Annotated in this window: 15 protein-coding genes; 13 read left to right on the top strand and 2 right to left on the bottom strand. The window is 71.0% G+C overall.

Annotated elements, in window-relative coordinates:
- Positions 1 to 244 precede the first annotated feature (244 nt).
- The 3 genes from Sfr03f_RS19965 to clpX all read left to right on the top strand — a co-directional run bounded on the left by Sfr03f_RS19965 (position 245) and on the right by clpX (position 3,068).
- Positions 245 to 850, top strand: a complete 606-nt coding sequence (locus Sfr03f_RS19965; protein WP_170145125.1) for an ATP-dependent Clp protease proteolytic subunit — start codon at positions 245 to 247, stop codon at positions 848 to 850.
- A 53-nt stretch (positions 851 to 903) separates the two neighbouring features.
- Entirely contained in the window at positions 904 to 1,584 is a 681-nt protein-coding gene (locus Sfr03f_RS19970; protein WP_108955319.1) for an ATP-dependent Clp protease proteolytic subunit, read from the top strand.
- Positions 1,585 to 1,778: 194 nt separating this feature from the next.
- Entirely contained in the window at positions 1,779 to 3,068 is a 1,290-nt protein-coding gene (gene clpX, locus Sfr03f_RS19975) for an ATP-dependent Clp protease ATP-binding subunit ClpX (protein ID WP_108955320.1), read from the top strand.
- Between the two features lie 82 nt (positions 3,069 to 3,150).
- Here clpX and Sfr03f_RS19980 read toward each other — a convergent pair whose 3' ends face one another.
- Positions 3,151 to 4,125 (bottom strand): hypothetical protein, encoded by a 975-nt coding sequence (locus Sfr03f_RS19980; RefSeq protein WP_108955321.1) that lies wholly within the window; start codon positions 4,123 to 4,125, stop codon positions 3,151 to 3,153.
- Between the two features lie 133 nt (positions 4,126 to 4,258).
- On the opposite strand from Sfr03f_RS19980, the gene Sfr03f_RS19985 reads away from it, so the two are divergent.
- The 10 genes from Sfr03f_RS19985 (at position 4,259) to rodA (ending at position 17,453) form a co-directional block, all read left to right on the top strand.
- A complete protein-coding gene (locus tag Sfr03f_RS19985) occupies positions 4,259 to 6,886 on the top strand; it encodes a valine--tRNA ligase (protein ID WP_108955500.1) in 2,628 nt (875 codons plus the stop codon).
- Positions 6,887 to 6,993: 107 nt separating this feature from the next.
- Positions 6,994 to 8,040, top strand: coding sequence for an acyltransferase family protein (locus Sfr03f_RS19990; protein ID WP_108955322.1), 1,047 nt, complete (start codon positions 6,994 to 6,996; stop codon positions 8,038 to 8,040).
- 121 nt (positions 8,041 to 8,161) lie between these two features.
- On the top strand, positions 8,162 to 9,682 hold the full coding sequence (gene folC / locus Sfr03f_RS19995; protein ID WP_108955323.1) for a bifunctional tetrahydrofolate synthase/dihydrofolate synthase: 1,521 nt from the start codon (positions 8,162 to 8,164) through the stop codon (positions 9,680 to 9,682).
- A 6-nt stretch (positions 9,683 to 9,688) separates the two neighbouring features.
- A complete protein-coding gene (locus Sfr03f_RS20000; protein ID WP_108955324.1) occupies positions 9,689 to 10,030 on the top strand; it encodes a DUF4233 domain-containing protein in 342 nt (113 codons plus the stop codon).
- Between the two features lie 155 nt (positions 10,031 to 10,185).
- Positions 10,186 to 10,596 carry a nucleoside-diphosphate kinase gene (gene ndk / locus Sfr03f_RS20005; protein ID WP_108955325.1) on the top strand — a complete coding sequence of 137 codons (411 nt, stop codon included), beginning with the start codon at positions 10,186 to 10,188 and terminating at the stop codon, positions 10,594 to 10,596.
- Between the two features lie 270 nt (positions 10,597 to 10,866).
- Positions 10,867 to 11,886 carry a rod shape-determining protein gene (locus tag Sfr03f_RS20010; protein ID WP_108955326.1) on the top strand — a complete coding sequence of 340 codons (1,020 nt, stop codon included), beginning with the start codon at positions 10,867 to 10,869 and terminating at the stop codon, positions 11,884 to 11,886.
- Positions 11,887 to 12,117: 231 nt separating this feature from the next.
- Complete coding sequence (mreC, locus tag Sfr03f_RS20015; protein ID WP_108955327.1) at positions 12,118 to 13,143, top strand: rod shape-determining protein MreC; 1,026 nt, start codon at positions 12,118 to 12,120, stop codon at positions 13,141 to 13,143.
- A gap of 18 nt (positions 13,144 to 13,161) precedes the next feature.
- On the top strand, positions 13,162 to 13,809 hold the full coding sequence (mreD, locus tag Sfr03f_RS20020; protein ID WP_108955328.1) for a rod shape-determining protein MreD: 648 nt from the start codon (positions 13,162 to 13,164) through the stop codon (positions 13,807 to 13,809).
- A 108-nt stretch (positions 13,810 to 13,917) separates the two neighbouring features.
- Positions 13,918 to 16,254 carry a penicillin-binding protein 2 gene (gene mrdA, locus Sfr03f_RS20025; protein WP_108955329.1) on the top strand — a complete coding sequence of 779 codons (2,337 nt, stop codon included), beginning with the start codon at positions 13,918 to 13,920 and terminating at the stop codon, positions 16,252 to 16,254.
- Positions 16,251 to 17,453, top strand: a complete 1,203-nt coding sequence (rodA, locus tag Sfr03f_RS20030; protein ID WP_108955330.1) for a rod shape-determining protein RodA — start codon at positions 16,251 to 16,253, stop codon at positions 17,451 to 17,453. Before mrdA ends, rodA begins: the two co-directional genes overlap by 4 nt.
- Positions 17,454 to 17,527: 74 nt before the next feature.
- Here rodA and Sfr03f_RS20035 read toward each other — a convergent pair whose 3' ends face one another.
- Positions 17,528 to 18,442 (bottom strand): hypothetical protein, encoded by a 915-nt coding sequence (locus Sfr03f_RS20035; RefSeq protein ID WP_108955331.1) that lies wholly within the window; start codon positions 18,440 to 18,442, stop codon positions 17,528 to 17,530.
- Positions 18,443 to 18,454 lie beyond the last annotated feature (12 nt).

An 18,454-nucleotide genomic window follows, 5' to 3' on the forward strand; every position in this document is an offset into this window, starting at 1 on the left:
GCCTTTTCCTCCACCCGCCCCCGCGTTCCCCCCGGCCCCATGCGCTCACAGCGAACACTCCGGGAACCGGGATGGTACGTGACTGCCTGCGCGTTAGGGTCCATGAATACGAGGGCAGGGGAGTCCCCGTCGCCGCCGATCATCGCGGCGCGCTGCCGGGGCACGCACCACCCCCGCCCCGGCAGAACACGTGAGACGGCCCGGCGCCGTCGTAAGACGAGCAGGTGGATACGTGACGAATCTGATGCCCTCCGCCGCCGGCGAGCCTTCCATCGGTGGTGGCCTCGGCGACCAGGTCTACAACCGGCTGCTCAACGAGCGGATCATCTTCCTCGGCCAGCCGGTCGACGACGACATCGCCAACAAGATCACCGCACAGCTGCTGCTCCTTGCCGCCGACCCGGACAAGGACATCTACCTCTACATCAACAGCCCCGGCGGCTCGATCACGGCCGGCATGGCGATCTACGACACCATGCAGTACATCAAGAACGACGTGGTGACGATCGCGATGGGCCTCGCCGCCTCGATGGGCCAGTTCCTCCTGAGCGCCGGCACCCCCGGCAAGCGCTTCGCGCTGCCGAACGCCGAGATCCTGATCCACCAGCCGTCGGCCGGTCTGGCCGGTTCCGCCTCGGACATCAAGATCCACGCCGAGCGCCTGCTGCACACCAAGAAGAAGATGGCGGAGCTGACCGCGTTCCACACCGGTCAGACGGTCGAGCAGGTCACCCGTGACTCCGACCGGGACCGCTGGTTCGACGCCGAGGAGGCCAAGGAGTACGGCCTCATCGACGAGGTCATCTCCGCGGCCTCCAACATCCCGGGCGGCGGCGGCACCGGGGCCTGACGCCCGAGCCCCGCACCGGCCCTCCCCCCGCCCCGCCTTCCAGGAGACAGAGAATGAACGACTACCCCGGCAGCGGCCTCTACGACCGCACCCGCGCCGAGCTGACGGCTCCGGTCGCCGAGTCCCGTTACGTGATCCCGCGCTTCGTGGAGCGCACCTCCCAGGGTGTGCGCGAGTACGACCCGTACGCGAAGCTCTTCGAGGAGCGCGTGATCTTCCTGGGCGTGCAGATCGACGACGCGTCCGCCAACGACGTCATGGCGCAGCTGCTGTGCCTGGAGTCGATGGACCCGGACCGTGACATCTCGATCTACATCAACAGCCCCGGCGGTTCCTTCACGGCGCTGACCGCGATCTACGACACGATCCAGTTCGTCAAGCCGGACATCCAGACCGTCTGCATGGGCCAGGCCGCCTCCGCCGCCGCCGTCCTGCTCGCGGCCGGCACGCCCGGCAAGCGCATGGCGCTGCCGAACGCCCGTGTCCTGATCCACCAGCCGTACAGCGAGACCGGCCGCGGCCAGGTCTCGGACCTGGAGATCGCCGCCAACGAGATCCTGCGGATGCGCTCCCAGCTGGAGGAGATGCTGGCCAAGCACTCCACCCAGCCGGTGGAGAGGATCCGCGAGGACATCGAGCGTGACAAGATCCTCACGGCCGAGGACGCGCTGCAGTACGGGCTGATCGACCAGATCATCTCGACCCGCAAGATGAACAACGCCAGCGTTCGCTGACGCCGCGAGTTTCCGCTGGCGGCACGGACGTCTGCCGCCTCTTGGCGGGGTTCGCCCGGATCCGTTCCGGAGCGGACCCCGCCAAGGGGGGCCCGAACGGGGGGCCAGGCAAGGTACCGTCGACATAAGGCAGCACCGTGGAGACCTGGGACGCACAAGCGTCCGGGGGCTCCCAGGCGAAGGGGAAGCACACCGTGGCACGCATCGGTGACGGCGGCGATCTGCTCAAGTGCTCGTTCTGCGGCAAGAGCCAGAAGCAGGTCAAGAAGCTCATCGCAGGCCCCGGTGTGTACATCTGCGACGAGTGCATCGATCTCTGCAACGAGATCATCGAGGAGGAGCTCGCCGAGTCGAGCGAGACCCGGTGGGAGGAGCTCCCCAAGCCGCGGGAGATCTACCAGTTCCTCGAGAGCTACGTGGTCGGCCAGGAGGCCGCCAAGAAGGCGCTCTCGGTGGCGGTGTACAACCACTACAAGCGGGTCCAGGCCGGTGAGAACGGCGGCGGCCAGAGCCGCGAGGACTCCATCGAGCTGGCCAAGTCGAACATCCTCCTGCTGGGCCCCACGGGCTCCGGCAAGACGCTCCTCGCCCAGACGCTCGCGCGGATGCTGAACGTCCCGTTCGCCATCGCCGACGCGACCGCGCTGACCGAGGCCGGCTACGTCGGCGAGGACGTCGAGAACATCCTGCTCAAGCTGATCCAGGCGGCCGACTACGACGTCAAGAAGGCCGAGACGGGGATCATCTACATCGACGAGATCGACAAGGTCGCCCGCAAGAGCGAGAATCCGTCGATCACCCGTGACGTCAGCGGCGAGGGCGTCCAGCAGGCGCTGCTGAAGATCCTCGAGGGCACCACGGCCTCGGTGCCGCCGCAGGGCGGGCGCAAGCACCCGCACCAGGAGTTCATCCAGATCGACACGACGAACGTGCTGTTCATCGTGGGCGGCGCGTTCTCCGGTCTGGAGAAGATCATCGAGTCGCGGGCCGGCGCCAAGGGCATCGGCTTCGGCGCGACCATCCACTCCAAGCGCGAGCTGGCCGCCAAGGACCAGTTCGAGGACGTCATGCCCGAGGACCTGGTCAAGTTCGGCATGATCCCCGAGTTCATCGGCCGTCTGCCGGTGATCACCAGCGTGCACAACCTGGACCGCGAGGCGCTGCTCCAGATCCTGGTGGAGCCGAAGAACGCGCTGGTCAAGCAGTACCAGCGCCTGTTCGAACTCGACGGCGTCGAGCTGGACTTCGAGCGCGAGGCGCTCGAGGCCATCGCGGACCAGGCGATCCTCCGCCAGACCGGCGCGCGCGGCCTGCGCGCCATCATGGAGGAGGTCCTGATGTCGGTGATGTACGAGGTGCCGTCCCGCTCGGACGTCGCCCGCGTGGTCATCACCCCCGACGTGGTCCACTCCAACGTCAACCCGACCCTCATCCCGCGCGACGCGCGCGGCGGCCGCGGGACGGGCGAGCAGAAGTCGGCCTAGCCGCCTCGCGGTACCTCGACGGGAAGGGCCCCGGTCTCCGCAGACCGGGGCCCTTCCCGTTGCCCGTGGGACGCGACGACCGTCAGGCCGGCACCCGCACCTCGGCACGCAGCTTGGTGGCGAGGTCGGAGGCCGACTTCAGGTCGACGCCCTTGCCGCTCATCATGTCGGCCAGGTCGATCGGAACGACGACGCCCAGGGTGGAGTGGTCGGCCCAGATGCACACCGGCATGTGGATCTCCTTGGGCTCACCGGCGGCCGCTTCCTTGTTGTTGTACTTCATCTCGCGGCACTTCCCGGCGAACTTGTCGGTACCGAAGTCCGTGGGGTCGCCGACCAGTTCGCCCTCGTCGTCCTTCGCCGCGCTCTTCTCCATCTCGGAGAACATGGCGTCCATGACGGACTCGGGGTCCTCGATCTCGCCGTAGACACCCATGAACTGCAGCATCTTCAGCGAGAGCGGGTTGGCCTCGTCGCCGGCCTGGTACGCGGCCTGGACGTCCTTGGCGTCCTTGACGCCGTGCTTCTCGGCGTCCTTCAGGTCCTCCTCGGTGAAGCCGCCGCTGTCGGAGGCGCCCGTCTTGGCCTTCTTGTAGTCACCCAGCACCGTCGCCGGCGTGGTCAGCTTGTGCGCGCCGTCGTCGGCGATGTCCGAGCCGCCGCCACCGCCGATCAGGAAGTAGGCGCCCACGGCGATCGCGACCACCACGGCGGCACCGCCGAGGATCAGGCCCGTCTTCTTGCCGCCTCCGCCGCCGGGCGCGCCCTGCGGGGGCATGCCGTACGGGGGCTGGCCCGGCTGACCCGGCTGCTGGCCGTAGGGGCCGCCCTGCGGCGGGACGCCCGGCTGCTGCTGCGGGTAGCCGTACTGCGGCTGCTGGGCCTGCGGCTGCTGCGGGTAGCCGTAGCCGGGCTGCGGGGGCTGCTGCGGCGCGCCGTACGGCCCGGGCTGCTGACCGCCCGGCTGTCCGTAGGGGCCAGGCTGAGCCCCCGGCTGTCCGTAGGGCCCGGGCTGCTGGGGCTGCTGGCCGTACGGGCCCGGCTGGTGGTAACTCATGGCTGGTTTCCCTCCCTGATGCTGTCCCGCGTCATCCTTCCCTACGCCGGGCCCGGCGTGCGCCCCCGGGCGCAGACCGTTACCTAGTAATCGCGTTTCGGAACAAGACGCGGACACCCCTAAAATGACCGGCGTGACCGAGAACTCTCAGCAGCCCACAGCGCCCGAAACCGAACTGCCGACCCAGTACACGCCGGCCGACGTGGAGGGACCGCTGTACGAGCGCTGGGTAGAACGCGGTTACTTCGAGGCGGACGCGAAGAGCGACAAGGAGCCCTTCACCGTCGTCATCCCCCCGCCGAACGTCACCGGCTCGCTCCACCTGGGCCACGCCTTCGAGCACACGCTGATCGACTCCCTGACCCGCCGCAAGCGGATGCAGGGCTACGAGACGCTGTGGCAGCCGGGCATGGACCACGCCGGCATCGCCACCCAGAACGTCGTCGAGCGTGAGCTCGGCAAGGAGGGCAGGTCCCGTCACGACCTGGGCCGCGAGGCGTTCGTCGAGCGGGTCTGGCAGTGGAAGGCCGAGTCCGGCGGCCAGATCTCCGGCCAGATGCGCCGCCTCGGCGACGGCGTCGCCTGGTCGCGTGAGCGCTTCACGATGGACGAGGGCCTGTCCCAGGCCGTCCAGACCATCTTCAAGAAGCTCTACGACGACGAGCTGATCTACCGCGCCGAGCGCATCATCAACTGGTGCCCGCGCTGCCTCACCGCGATCTCCGACATCGAGGTGGCGTACCAGGACGACGACGGCGAGCTCGTCTCCATGACGTACGGCGAGGGCGAGGACACCATCGTCGTCGCCACCACGCGCGCCGAGACGATGCTGGGCGACACCGCGGTCGCCGTCCACCCCGACGACGAGCGGTACAAGCACCTGGTCGGCAAGCAGATCAAGCTGCCGCTGACCGAGCGCACCATCCCGGTCGTCGCCGACGAGCACGTCGACCCGTCCTTCGGCACCGGCGCGGTCAAGGTCACCCCGGCCCACGACCCGAACGACTTCGAGATCGGCCAGCGGCACGACCTGCCGTCCATCGCCGTGATGGACGAGCACGCCGTCATCACCGTCCACGGTCCCTTCCAGGGCCTGGACCGCCTCGAGGCGCGCTCCGCGATCGTCGCGGCGCTGCGCGCCGAGGGCCGGATCGTCGCCGAGAAGCGCCCGTACGTCCACTCCGTCGGCCACTGCTCGCGCTGCAGGACGACCATCGAGCCGCGGCTGTCCATGCAGTGGTGGGTCAAGGTCGGTCCGCTCGCCCAGGCCGCCGGCGACGCGGTCCGCGACGGCAAGGTCAAGATCCACCCGCAGGACATGGAGAAGCGGTACTTCGACTGGGTCGACAACCTGCACGACTGGTGCATCTCGCGCCAGCTGTGGTGGGGCCACCGCATCCCGGTCTGGTACGGCCCGAACGGCGAGACGGTCTGCGTCGGCCCCGACGAGCAGCCGCCGGGCACCGAGGCCGAGGGCTGGCACCAGGACAGCGACGTCCTCGACACCTGGTTCTCCTCCGGCCTGTGGCCGTTCTCCACGCTGGGCTGGCCCGAGCAGACCGAGAGCCTCGCGAAGTTCTACCCGAACTCCGTCCTGGTCACCGGCTACGACATCCTCTTCTTCTGGGTCGCCCGGATGATGATGTTCGGCCTCTACGCGATGGACGGCACCCCGCCGTTCCACACCATCGTCCTGCACGGCATGGTCCGTGACCAGAACGGCAAGAAGATGTCGAAGTCCTTCGGGAACGTCGTCAACCCGTTGGACTGGATGGACAAGTACGGCTCCGACGCGCTCCGCTTCACGCTGGCGCGCGGCGCCAACCCGGGCGTCGACGTGCCGATCGGCGAGGACTGGGTCCAGGCCGCCCGGAACTTCGCCAACAAGATCTGGAACGCCACCCGGTTCGCCCTGATGAACGGCGCCACCGTCGAGGGCCCGCTGCCGGACGCCGCCGAGCTGTCGGCGACCGACCGGTGGATCCTCTCCCGGCTCAACTCGGTGGTCGCCGAGGTGGACGCGCTGTACGAGGACTACCAGTTCTCCAAGCTCTCCGAGGCGCTCTACCACTTCGCGTGGGACGAGGTCTTCGACTGGTACGTCGAGCTGTCCAAGACCACCTTCATGGCGGGCGGCCCGGCGGCCGAGGCGAGCAAGCGCGTCCTGGGCGAGGTCCTGGACGTCACGCTGCGGCTGCTGCACCCGATCATGCCGTTCGTCACCGAGACGCTGTGGACCACGCTGACCGGCGGCGAGTCCGTCGTCGTCGCCGAGTGGCCGGGCGACAGCGGCTTCCGCGACGCCGGCGCCGAGCAGGAGATCGCCACGCTCCAGTCGGTGATCACCGAGGTCCGCCGCTTCCGCAGCGACCAGGGTCTGCAGCCGGGCCAGCGGGTCCCGGCCCGCCTGACCCTGGACGGCACGCCGCTCGCCCCGCACGAGCCGGCGATCCGTCAGCTGCTGCGCCTCCAGCCGGAGGGCGAGGGCTTCTCCGCCACCGCCGGCCTGCCGGTGGCCGGGGCGACGGTCGAGCTGGACCTGTCCGGCGTGATCGACTTCGAGGCCGAGCGCAAGCGTCTGTCCAAGGACCTCGCCGCCGCCGAGAAGGAGAGGGCGCAGGCCAACGGCAAGCTGGGCAACGAGGCCTTCCTCGGCAAGGCCCCGGAGCCGGTCGTGGAGAAGATCCGCGCCCGCCTCGCCAAGGCGGAGCAGGACATCGCGCGGATCACCGAGCAGCTGGCGAAGCTGCCCTCCGCCTGATCGACCGGCGGTGCACGACCGGCGGGCCGCCCCTCTCCCGGGGGGCGGCCCGCCGCGTTCATGTGGCGGCCCGCCGCGCGTAACCCGGCGGCTGTTCACTGCGGGGCATGAGCGCCACCCCCGCCGCCCGGACCGCCACCGCCCCGACCGCCACCGCCCCGACCACCCCGCCGCCCGCCCCCGAGGCCGTGCGCGGGCGGCGGGACGACGTCGACCTGCTGCGCGTCCTGTGCACCGCGGCCGTCGTCCTGTGCCACACCGCCGCCGCCTTCGTCGACGCCGGTCACCGCACCGCGGGGATCGCCGCCGACTCGCTCACCCGGTTCGCGGTGCCCGCCTTCTTCGCCATGGCCGGCTGGGCGGCGCTGGTGGCCTCCCCGGTGCGCGGCGAGCGGCAGCTGCTGCGGCGGGCGGACCGGATCGTGCGGCCCATGGCGGTGTGGACGGCGCTGTACGTGGCGGCGCGGGGCGGCGCCGAGGACGCGGTGGGCGCACTGTCCGGGTCCGTGGAGCCGGCGTTCCACCTCTGGTACCTGTACGTCTACGTGCCGCTGATGCTGGTGCTCGGCGCCGCCGTGCTGCTGGTGCGGCGGGCGGCCGTGCCCCGGTGGACCCTGGCCCTGCTCGGCCTGTGCGCGCTCGGGGCGACGCTGCGGGGCGACCTGGGGCGGATCACCGGACTGGAGCTGCCCGGGTGGGCGTGGGGCCTGTCGCTGTACCCCCTGGGCTACGCCCTCGCCGGGGCGGCGCTGCTGGGCGCGGCCCGGCTGCCGGGGCCGAGGTGGGCGTGGGGAATGGCGGTGGTGGCCGCCCTCGCGGCGGTCGGCGTGTACCAGCTGGGGTTCCGGTTCCCCGCCGCCTACTCCGCGCTGCCGGTGGCCGCGCTGACGCTCGCCGTCCTGGGCGTCTTTCGCGGCGTCCGGGTGCCGCGGCGGTGGCGGGGCGCGGTGCGGCGGCTGTCGGAGGCCTCGTTCGGGGCGTACCTGGTGCACCTGGCGTTCGTCGCGCCGCTCGGCCCGGCGGTGGCCGCGCGGGTCGCCCCGGGCCTGCCCGCGGCGGCGGCACTCGCCGGGACCGCGCTGGTCTGCGCGGCCGCGTCGTTCGGCGCCTCGCACCTGTGGGGGCGGCTGCGGCTGAGGGCCTGGCTGGGGTGACCGGCGCGGCGGGCGGGGACGGGGGAGCGGGTGGGCGGTGCCGTGACGGAGCCGCGACGGGGACGGACCGGGCCGGTGCCCGCGGACGAACCGTGTCGTACCCGGAACGTAGACTGGCCCCGTGAGTGAGCTCCCCCCGGACGACAGCAGTGAGCGCCCCGACCCGCTGGACGCCTTCGAAGAGATCATCTCGGAGGAGACCGAGCGTGATCCCGACCTGGCGGTGATCGAGGCCGGCAGCCGCACCCTGCGCACCCAGGGCGGCCCGCCCAGCGCCGACGTGCCGGCCCGCCCCGAGGACCCGGAGGTCGACCGGGCCCTGCGCGAGGTGGAGCAGGAGCTCGCCGGCCGCTGGGGCGAGACCAAGCTGGAGCCCTCCGTCAGCCGCATCGCCGCGCTGATGGACGTGCTCGGCGACCCGCAGCGCTCCTACCCGTCGATCCACATCACGGGCACCAACGGCAAGACCTCCACGGCCCGCATGATCGAGGCGCTGCTCGGCGCCTTCGAGCTGCGCACCGGCCGCTACACCAGCCCGCACGTCCAGTCGGTGACCGAGCGGATCAGCCTGGACGGTCACCCGATCGGCGCCGAGCGGTTCATCGAGACCTACCGGGACATCCAGCCCTACGTCGACATGGTCGACGCGGCGCAGGAGTACCGGCTCTCCTTCTTCGAGGTCCTCACCGGCATGGCCTACGCGGCCTTCGCCGACGCGCCCGTGGACGTGGCCGTCGTCGAGGTCGGCATGGGCGGCACCTGGGACGCCACCAACGTCATCGACGCCGACGTCGCCGTGATCACCCCCATCGACCTGGACCACACCGACCGACTCGGCTCCACCACCGGCGAGATCGCCACCGAGAAGGCCGGGATCATCAAGGACGACGCCACCGTGGTGCTGGCCCAGCAGCCGGTCGACGCGGCCCAGGTCGTGCTGAAGACGTCCGTGCGCAAGAACGCCACCGTGGCCCGCGAGGGCCTGGAGTTCGGCGTGCTGTCGCGGCAGGTCGCGGTCGGCGGCCAGATGATGACCCTGCGCGGCCTGGGCGGCGAGTACCAGGAGGTCTACCTCCCGCTGCACGGCGCCCACCAGGCGCACAACGCGGCCGTGGCCCTCGCCGCCGTGGAGGCGTTCTTCGGCGTCGGCGGGGCGCGCCCCGGCCCGCTCGACATCGAGACGGTGCGCCGGGCGTTCGCCTCGGTGTCCTCGCCGGGCCGCATGGAGGTCGTGCGGCGCTCGCCCACCGTGGTCCTGGACGCCGCCCACAACCCGGCCGGCGCGCGGGTCACCGCCGAGGCGGTCGGCGAGGCCTTCGACTTCAGCCGGCTGATCGGCGTGGTCGGCGCGAGCGGCGACAAGAACGTGCGCGGGCTGCTGGAGGCCTTCGAGCCGATCTTCGCCGAGATCGTGGTCACCCAGAACTCCAGCCACCGGGCGATGGGCGCCGACGAGCTGGCCGCGATCGCCGTCGAGGTGTTCGGCGAGGAGCGGGTCCAGGTCGAGCCGCGGCTGCCGGACGCGCTGGAGGCGGCGATCACGCTCGCCGAGGAGGAGGGCGAGTTCGCCGGCGGCGGCGTGCTGGTCACCGGATCCGTCATCACGGTCGGCGAGGCCCGGCTGCTCCTGAGGAAGGGCTGACTTCCCGTGCGTACCCTCTGTGCTTCCACGCTCATCGGCGAGTTCTTCGTCATCGGCTTCGCCGGACTGGTCGCCATGAAGGATCCCGACCTGTCCATGACGACGGTGTGGACGGTGTGCGGGATCGGCATGCTGGTGTCCGTGCTGCTCTGCGGCGTGATCACCCGGCCGGGCGGCGTGGCGATGGGCTGGGTCCTCCAGCTCGCCCTGATCGCCTCCGGTTTCGTGGTCCCGATGATGTTCGGACTGGGCCTCGTCTTCGCCGCGCTGTGGTGGGCCTCCGTCCACTACGGCCGCGTGATCGACGCCGCCAAGGCCGCCCGCGAGGCGGCCGCCCCGGCCGCCTGAGCCGTCCGCCGACCCGCCGTCCGCCGACCCGCCGCCCCGCCGGGCGGCGTCCCGCGCGGCGGCGGGTCGGTGTCCCTCGGTGAGGGGGCGGTGGGAGGGGGATATAGGCTCGGGGCCTGATCATCACCCACCCGTACAGCCCACCGGGAGCCCGCATGCAGCGCACCCTTGTCCTCCTCAAGCCCGACGCCGTCCGTCGCGGCCTGACCGGCGAGATCATCAGCCGTATCGAGCGCAAGGCGGGCTGGAGCATCACCGCCCTCGAACTCCGCACGCTGGACCAGGGCACCCTCGAGCAGCACTACGGCGAGCACAAGGGCAAGCCCTTCTACGAGCCGCTGGTCGCGTTCATGGCGTCCGGCCCGGTCGTCTCGATGATCGTCGAGGGTGAGCGCGTGATCGAGGGCATCCGCCGCCTCGCCGGCCCCACCGACCCGATCGAGGCCCAGCCCGGTTCCATCCGCGGCGACTTCGGCGTCATCACCCGGGAGAACCTCATCCACGCCTCGGACTCCGAGGAGTCCGCCGAGCGCGAGATCAAGATCTTCTTCCCCGGCCGCGGCTGACCGTCGGCCCATTGCCGGCGGCCGCGGCCCACCTGCCGGCGGCGGACCCGCTTGGGGGAACCTTTCCCTCCGACGGCACGTCACCACAGGCGTACCCCTCCGTCATCTGGTGAGAATGGCGGAGACCCTCGCGCAGTGTCCGGGGGCGGGCGAGACTACGATGTAGAGCCTTGCAAGCCTTCACGTCACAGCACCCACCCTTGCCGTCACCACCGCAAGCGGCTTCACGCTCAACGTGGGACGGCCAGACGATTTCTGATGGGGAACTCAATGTCGTTCATCGGCCGTGACATGGCTGTCGACCTCGGGACCGCCAACACGCTGGTGTACGTGAGGGGTCGCGGGATCGTACTCAACGAGCCGTCGGTCGTCGCGATCAACACCAACACCGGCGGCATCCTCGCGGTCGGGGCCGAGGCCAAGAAGATGATCGGGCGCACCCCCGGCAACATCGTGGCGGTGCGCCCGCTGAAGGACGGCGTGATCGCCGACTTCGAGATCACCGAGCGGATGCTGCGGTACTTCATCCTGAAGATCCACAAGCGCCGCTACCTCGCCCGCCCGCGGGTCGTGGTGTGCGTGCCCTCCGGCATCACCGGGGTGGAGCGCCGCGCCGTCATCGAGGCGTCGACCCAGGCCGGCGCCCGTCAGGTGCACATCATCGAGGAGCCCATGGCGGCCGCCATCGGTTCCGGCCTGCCGGTCCACGAGGCCACGGGCAACATGGTGGTGGACATCGGCGGCGGCACCACGGAGGTCGCGGTGATCTCCCTCGGCGGCATCGTGACCGCCCAGTCGATCCGGGTCGCCGGCGACGAGCTGGACAACGCGATCATCCAGCACGTCAAGAAGGAGTACTCGCTGCTGCTCGGCGAGCGGACGGCCGAGCAGATCAAGATCTCGATCGGCTCCGCGTACGACCTCGACAAGGACGAGCACACCGAGATCCGCGGCCGTGACCTCGTCTCCGGTCTGCCGAAGACCGTGGTCATCTCCGCCGCGGAGGTCCGCAAGGCGATCGAGGAACCGGTCAACGCGATCGTCGACGCCGTCAAGACCACCCTGGACAAGTGCCCGCCCGAGCTCTCGGGCGACGTGATGGACCGGGGCATCGTCCTCACCGGCGGCGGCGCCCTGCTCCGCGGCCTGGACGAGCGGCTGCGCCGGGAGACCGGCATGCCGATCCACATCGCCGAGGACCCGCTGGACAGCGTGGCGCTCGGCTCCGGCAAGTGCGTCGAGGAGTTCGAGGCGCTCCAGCAGGTGCTGGACGCCCAGCCCCGTCGCTGACGCCGGCCGGGTGACACGTCGTCACCCGGCTGCCGTACAGGGCACACCCGTACGGCGGACGTTCGGCCGGACCCGGAACTCCGGCGTCCGGCCCAGGCGTTTCTCCGGCGCACACGCACATCTCCGGCACGGCGCGGCCGACGCGCCCGCGCCGGGGCGACAGAGACCGCAGGACGACAGACACAGCAAGTCCGTACGACCATTCCGACAAGGAAGGCACGGCCGCCGCACGTGAGGGACACACGAGAGAGCCGGCTGCTCCTGGTGCTGCTGGTCGCGATCGCGTTCGCGCTGATCACGGTGGACATCAGGGGTGGGAAGGACTCACCCGTCGACGGTGCCCGGCATGCCGCGGCAGCCGTCTTCGGCCCGATCGAGAACGGCGTCGCCTCCGCGGTCGACCCGGTCGGCAACGCCGTCGCCGCCGTTCGCGACTCCGGCGAGCGCCACGACCGGCTCACCGAGCTGGAGCAGGAGAACGCGGCGCTGAAGGCCGAGCTCGGCAGCGACGCGCGCGACCGCAGCCGGCTGCGCCAGTTCGAGAAGATGCTGGCCACCGCCGGCGCCGGCCAGTACAAGATCAAGGGCGCCCAGGTGGTCGGCATCGGCGCCGCCCAGGGCTTCTCCTGGACGGTCACGCTGGACGTCGGCGCCAACGACGGCATCAGGCGCGACATGACGGTGCTCAACGGCGACGGCCTCGTCGGCCGCGTCACCACGGTGGGCCCCGAGACGGCCACCGTCCTGCTGGCCAGCGACCCCGACTTCACCGTTGGCACCCGTATGGAGGGCAGCGACGAGCTGGGCTTCGCCTCCGGCCAGGGCGACCGGCCGCTGCGCGTCCAACTGCTCAACGGCAAGGCCAAGGTGGAGAAGGGCGACCGCCTGGTCACCTTCGGCTCCCAGGGGGACAGGCCCTTCGTGCCCGGCGTTCCGGTCGGCGTCGTCTCGCGCGTCGACCCGGCCGGCGGCGACCTGACCCGTACGGTCTACGTCACGCCCTTCGTCGGCTTCACCCAGCTGGACATCGTCGGCGTCGTCGTCCAGGGTCCCGGGAAGGACCCGCGGGACAGCGTGCTGCCGCCCAAGCCCAAGCCGAAGCCGGTGCCCACGGTCACCGTCACCGTCACCCCCGGCGCCAGGCCGGAGGGCGAGGACGGCGGGCAGGGCCAAGCGGGCCAGGACGGCCAGGCCGCCCAGGACGGCGCCCCGCAGCAGGACGGGCAGCAGCCGCAGCAGGAACAGGACGAAGAGTAGGAACTGGGGGATTTACCCATGAAACTGAACCGGATCCTGCTCTCCGGCACCCTGGTGGTGGTCGCTCTGGTGATCCAGATCAGCGTCCTCGCCCGGCTGCAGCTGCCCGGGGCTGTCCCCGACCTGCTGCTGCTCACCGTCCTCGGCCTGGCCCTGGTCTACGGGCACACCGGCGGCGCCCTGATCGGCTTCACGGCCGGTCTCCTCGCCGACCTGGCCCCGCCCGCCGACCACGCGGCCGGGCGGTACGCGCTGGTGCTCTGCGTCGTCGGCTACCTGGTCGGCCTCGCCCGGCCCGACAACGGGCGGCTGCGCACCGCGGTCGGACCGATGGCCGTGGTGGTCGCCGCAGCCGTCGGCTCCACCCTGCTCTACGCGGGCGTCGGCGCCCTGGTCGGCGACACCGCCGCCCGCGACGTCGGCCTCGGCTCGCTGGCGTTCACCGCCGCCCTCTACGACCTGCTGCTCACCCCGTTCGTGGTGCCCGGCGTGATGGCGCTGGCCCGCCGCGCGGAGAACGACCCGCTCGTCGACTCGTCCTCCGCGGCGGGCGGCGGCGCCTCCACCGGCTCGGGCTGGCTGGTCTCCGGCACCCCCGGCCTCAGCCGCTCCCGCGGCGGCCGGGTCCGCGGCGGCGCCCGCCTGAAGGGCGTGAAGCGTCTGTGAGCAGCTCCCACCCGTCGTCCGACCGCCACCCCTCACCGAATGGGCTGCGCCCATGAGCAACGCCCTCCCGTCGCCCGACCGCCACCCCTCACCGAATGGGCTGCGCCCATGAGCAACATCCCTGAGACCGGGCGCAGTCCCCGGGTACAGATCCGCCTGGTGGTTCTCCAGATCCTGGTGCTCTCCCTGCTCGCCACCCTCGGCGGCCGCCTCTGGTACCTCCAGGTGCGCAACGGCGCCGAGTACGCGGCCGAGGCCAGCGGCAACCACGTGCAGAAGGTCGTCCAGCCCGCCACCCGCGGCGAGATCCTCGACGCGCGTGGCGTGGCCATCGCGGACAACGAGAACCGCCTGGTCGTCTCCGCCTCCCGCACCGACCTGCTGAAGATGGACGACGACGGCAAGGGCGTCCTCACCAAGCTCGCCAGCGTCCTCGGCATGAAGCCGAAGGAGGTGCTCGAGAAGGTCCGCCTCTGCGACTCCAAGACGCCGCAGCCCTGCTGGAACGGTTCGCCCTACCAGCCGATCCCGATCACCGACGAGGCGACGCCCCGTCAGGCCCTGCAGATCCGCGAGCGGTCCGAGGACTTCCCCGGCATCACCGCCGAGCCCGCCTCGGTCCGCCGCTACCCGGGCCCCGGCGGATCCAACACCGCCCAGGTCCTCGGCTACCTGTCGCCCGTCACCGACGAGGAGATCCAGAAGGCCCAGGACACCGACTCGCCGTACCTGCGCTCCGACCAGGTCGGCCGCTCCGGCCTGGAGCGCCAGTACGACAAGGTGCTGCGCGGCAAGGCCGGCGTGACCAAGTACGAGGTGGACAACCTGGGCCGCGTCATGGGCGACCCCGAGGTCGACCGCGGCGTCCCCGGCTCCCACCTGGTCACCAGCATCGACGCCCGGGTCCAGCGGGTCGCCGAGTACGAGCTGGACCAGGCGATGAAGGCCGCCCGCCAGGAGTGGGACCGCAACACCAACGAGCAGTACAAGGCGGACGCCGGCGCGGTCGTCGTGATGGAGGCGAAGACCGGACGGGTCGTCGCCATGGCGTCCAACCCGAACTACGACCCCAACGCCTGGGTGGGCGGCATCTCCGCCAAGGACTACGCCAAGATGACCGGCAAGAAGTCCAACTACCCGCTGCTCAACCGGGCCATCCAGGGCCAGGCGGCCCCCGGCTCCATCTTCAAGGTGGTCACCACGGCGGGCGCGGTCGAGGCCGGCTACCCGTTCGACGGCAGCTACCAGTGCTCCAGCGACTACTCCATCGGCGGCCAGGTCTTCAAGAACTTCGAGTCCGCCAACCACGGCATGATCAACCTGGGCCGGGCGCTCGAGGTCTCCTGCGACACCGTCTACTACCGCCTCGCGCACGAGGAGTGGAAGAAGGACGGCGGCACCAAGCCGAAGAAGAAGACCAACGACTACTTCTACAAGGCCGCCCACCAGTTCGGCCTCGGCAAGGAGACCGGTATCGACCTGCCCAACGAGGTCTCGGGCCGCATCCCGGACCGCGAGTGGAAGCAGGACTACTGGGAGGCCAACAAGGACTACTGGTGCAAGCACGGCAAGAAGGACGGCGACTACGTCGAGCGCATCGAGTGGGAGAACTGCCACGGCGGCAACGAACTGCGCGCCGGTGACTCGGTGAACTACTCCATCGGCCAGGGCGACACCCTGGTCACGCCGATCCAGATGGCCGCCATCTACGGCGCCATCTCCAACGGCGGCACCATGTACGCGCCCACCGTCGGCAAGGCCGTGATCAGCCCGGACGGCAAGACGGTCGAGGAGATCGAGCCGAAGCGCAACGGCAGGCTCCCGGTCGGCAAGGCCACCCTCAAGGAGATGGACGAGGCCCTCGAGGGCGTCGCCACCCGCGGCACCGCGGCCTGGAGGTTCGGCGGCTGGCCGCAGGACAAGATCCCGATGCACGCCAAGACCGGTACCGCGGAGGTCTACGGCAAGCAGACCACCTCGTGGTTCGCCACGTACACCAAGGACTACGCGATCGTCATGACGATCTCCCAGGGTGGTACGGGCTCCGGCGCCTCCGGCCCGGCCGTGCGCAAGATCTACGACGCGCTGTACGGCGTCCAGGCGGACGGCTCCATCGACAGGAAGCGGGCGCTGCTGCCCGAGCCGCAGAAGAAGCTGCCCAAGGTGCGCCCCGACGGCACGGTGGACAGCCCCAAGATCGGCGAGGACCCGGTGAAGGCGCTGCAGAAGGCCGCCGAGGCCGCGGCCGAGAAGGGACAGGTGGCCGGCGCGACCGGCGGCGGCCCGGCCCAGCCACCGCCGGACGAGACCGCCGGCGACCCCGCGGGCGGCGCACCGCCCGAGCAGCCGGGGGGCCGGGTGGAACAGACCGCGACCGGGAACAGGGCCACCCGCCGCCGTTCCCGTCACCGCGCCGGGCGCACAACGGGAGGCAGGCGCTCATGACCGTCGGAGTGAACAGCTTCTCCGTCTCCGGGTACGGGCCCGAGCGGTCCGCCCTGGCCCGCCTGCTCGCCCGCGACTCGACGGCCCGGCGCCTGGACTGGCCGATACTGCTGTCGGCCCTGGCGCTCTCGCTCATCGGCACCGTGCTGGTCTACTCGGCCACCCGCAACCGGACCGAACTCAACCAGGGAGACCCGTACTACTTCCTGGTCCGGCACCTGCTGAACACCGGCATCGGCATCGCCCTGATGATCGGCACGGTCTGGCTCGGCCACCGCACCCTGCGCGGCGCGGTGCCGATCCTCTACGGGCTGTCGGTGGTCCTGATCCTGCTGGTCCTCACGCCGCTGGGCGCCACCATCAACGGCGCCCACGCTTGGATCCAGATCGGCGGCGGCTTCTCGCTCCAGCCGTCGGAGTTCGTCAAGATCACCATCATTCTCGGGATGGCGATGCTGCTCGCGGCCCGCGTCGACGCGGGCGACCGTGAGCACCCCGACCACCGCACGGTCCTGCAGGCGCTCGGGCTGGCCGCGCTGCCCATGCTGATCGTGATGCTGATGCCCGACCTCGGCTCGGTCATGGTGATGGTGGTCATCGTGCTGGGCGTGCTGCTGGCCTCGGGCGCCTCCAACCGGTGGGTGCTCGGGCTGATCGGCGCCGGAGCGGTCGGGGCGATCGCGGTCTGGCAGCTCGGGGTCCTCGACGAGTACCAGATCAACCGCTTCGCCGCCTTCGCCAACCCCGAACTCGACCCGGCGGGCGTCGGCTACAACACCAACCAGGCCCGTATCGCCATCGGCTCCGGCGGGCTCACCGGCTCGGGTCTCTTCCAGGGTTCGCAGACCACCGGCCAGTTCGTGCCCGAGCAGCAGACCGACTTCATCTTCACCGTCGCCGGCGAGGAACTCGGCTTCGTCGGAGCCGGACTGATACTGGTGCTGCTCGGCGTGGTGCTGTGGCGGGCCTGCCGCATCGCGCGCGAGACCACCGAGCTCTACGGCACGATCGTCGCCGCGGGGATCATCGCCTGGTTCGCCTTCCAGTCGTTCGAGAACGTCGGCATGACGCTGGGGATCATGCCGGTGGCGGGTCTGCCCCTGCCGTTCGTGTCGTACGGAGGCTCCTCCATGTTCGCCGTCTGGATCGCGGTCGGCCTGCTCCAGTCCATCCGTCTGCAACGGCCCCTCTCGGCCTGAGGCGTCCGGACGTGAAGGAGGCGGCCCCCCACCCGCGCGGGTGGGGGGCCGCCTCCTTCGTGTAAGCGCCCCGGTCAGCCGTTGGTCTTCTTCAGCGTGACGGCGACGGTGTCGGCGGCCGTGGCCGTGACCCCGTAATCGGTGTCGTAGGCATAGGCCTGGGCCGACACCTCGACGTCACCCTGCTGGAACGGGGTCGTGCCGGTGGGCTGCGCCTGTGCCTTCCAGACGGCCGGCGTCCCCGGCGTGCAGGACACCTGGGTGCCGAAGGAGCCCCGGACGAGGACGTGCTTCGCCACCTGGGTGACCTGACCGGCGATGTCGGCCTGGACCGGCTTGGTGCAGGTCACGGTGCCCTGCACGGTGGCCTCGCCGTTCAGGGTGCTGGCCGTGCCCTTCAGGGCGATGTCCAGTCCCAGGTCGAGCTCGGCGGGCGGAGCCGGGTTGTCGATGTGGACCTCGCCGCGCAGCGCCGCCGAGTCGCCCTCGCAGTGCTGCTCGTAGGTGGCGTCGAGGGACCGCACGTAACCGTTGGGGCCGAACTCCACCTCGGCGATGGTGAAGGAGCCCGTCAGCATGTTGCAGCCGCGGCCGTTTCCGCTGAGGTCGAGGCCCGGCTCGGCGTGACCGTTGAACGGGTAGCGGGTGGCTCCGGTGTACTCCCCGGCGGTCAGCGCCTGCCCCGAGGGCGCCGCCAGGTCCAGGGACCACCAGTCGCCGTTGGCCCCGTCGACGGAGATCGCGATGTGCTGGTGGTCGCTGTCGGACGAGACGTTGAGCCGGTCCTGCGCCTCCGTGGAGTAGCTGTAGGACTGCCCGCCGCTGATGTAGTCGCCGGCGTCGCCGCTGAAGCTGAGCGAGCCCGAGCCGACGGTCTGCGCGGACGCTGCCGGAGCGACGGCCACGGTGGCTCCCGCGGCCATCGCCAGCGCGAGCCCGAAACCGGCGGCGGCGCGCGCGAGAGTGCTGCCGGACGAAAGGAACGGCATGGGTGGGATCCC

The sequence above is a fragment of the Streptomyces fragilis genome (assembly GCF_003112515.1).
GTDB lineage: Bacteria > Actinomycetota > Actinomycetes > Streptomycetales > Streptomycetaceae > Streptomyces > Streptomyces fragilis.

Bases quoted from the DNA above. Each gene is read 5' to 3' on its own strand.
- Sfr03f_RS19965 (WP_170145125.1), top strand. From the start codon at position 245: ATGCCCTCCGCCGCCGGCGAGCCTTCCATCGGTGGTGGCCTCGGCGAC.
- Sfr03f_RS19970 (WP_108955319.1), top strand. From the start codon at position 904: ATGAACGACTACCCCGGCAGCGGCCTCTACGACCGCACCCGCGCCGAG.
- Sfr03f_RS19980 (WP_108955321.1), bottom strand. From the start codon at position 4,125: ATGAGTTACCACCAGCCGGGCCCGTACGGCCAGCAGCCCCAGCAGCCC.
- Sfr03f_RS19990 (WP_108955322.1), top strand. From the start codon at position 6,994: ATGAGCGCCACCCCCGCCGCCCGGACCGCCACCGCCCCGACCGCCACC.
- ndk (WP_108955325.1), top strand. From the start codon at position 10,186: ATGCAGCGCACCCTTGTCCTCCTCAAGCCCGACGCCGTCCGTCGCGGC.
- Sfr03f_RS20010 (WP_108955326.1), top strand. From the start codon at position 10,867: ATGTCGTTCATCGGCCGTGACATGGCTGTCGACCTCGGGACCGCCAAC.
- mreD (WP_108955328.1), top strand. From the start codon at position 13,162: ATGAAACTGAACCGGATCCTGCTCTCCGGCACCCTGGTGGTGGTCGCT.
- mrdA (WP_108955329.1), top strand. From the start codon at position 13,918: ATGAGCAACATCCCTGAGACCGGGCGCAGTCCCCGGGTACAGATCCGC.
- rodA (WP_108955330.1), top strand. From the start codon at position 16,251: ATGACCGTCGGAGTGAACAGCTTCTCCGTCTCCGGGTACGGGCCCGAG.
- Sfr03f_RS20035 (WP_108955331.1), bottom strand. From the start codon at position 18,442: ATGCCGTTCCTTTCGTCCGGCAGCACTCTCGCGCGCGCCGCCGCCGGT.